This is a genomic window from Streptomyces sp. JHA26, assembly GCF_002005565.1.
Lineage (GTDB): Bacteria > Actinomycetota > Actinomycetes > Streptomycetales > Streptomycetaceae > Streptomyces.
On the sequence record NZ_BDJC01000167.1, the window covers coordinates 1 to 630 of the forward strand.

The window sequence follows — 630 nt, forward strand, 5'->3', positions numbered from 1 at the left end:
GGGTGGTGAGCATGCCTTCGCGCAGGCGGGTCAGCAGGCGGGAGATCAGCCGGGAGACGTGCATCTGGGAGACGCCGAGGCGTTCGCCGATCTCCTTCTGGGTGAGTTCCTCGACGAACCGCCAGTGGATGATCTGCCGGTCGCGTTCGTCGAGCTCGGCGATCATCGGGGCCAGGGCGTGGAAGTCCTCGACGAGGGCGAGGGCCGCGTCGTCGGTGCCGATGAAGTCCGCCAGGACCGACTCGCCGTCCTCGCTGCCGCCGATGGCCGCGTCCAGCGACGAGGAGTTGTAGCCGTTGGCCGCCAGGCGGGCCTCGACGACCTCGTCCTCGGGCAGGCTCATCAGCTCGGACAGCTCCTTGGTGGTGGGGGTGCGGCCCAGCCGGCTGCGCAGCTCCTCGGTGGCGCGGGCCAGCTGCACCCGCGCCTCCTGCAGGCGCCGGGGCACGTGGACGGCCCAGGAGGTGTCGCGGAAGAAGCGCTTGATCTCGCCCACGATGTAGGGCACGGCGAACGAGGTGAACTCCACCTCGCGGGTCAGCTCGAACCGGTCGATGGCCTTGATCAGGCCGATCATGCCGACCTGGACGATGTCCTCCATCTCCTCCGGGCCGCGGCTGCGGAACCGGC

General features: G+C 70.0%; 1 protein-coding gene. It reads right to left on the bottom strand.

Annotated features, from left to right (window positions below):
- Window positions 1-630 (bottom strand): SigB/SigF/SigG family RNA polymerase sigma factor (locus JHAT_RS33555; RefSeq protein ID WP_077802023.1); only part of this gene is annotated, 630 nt, incomplete at both ends.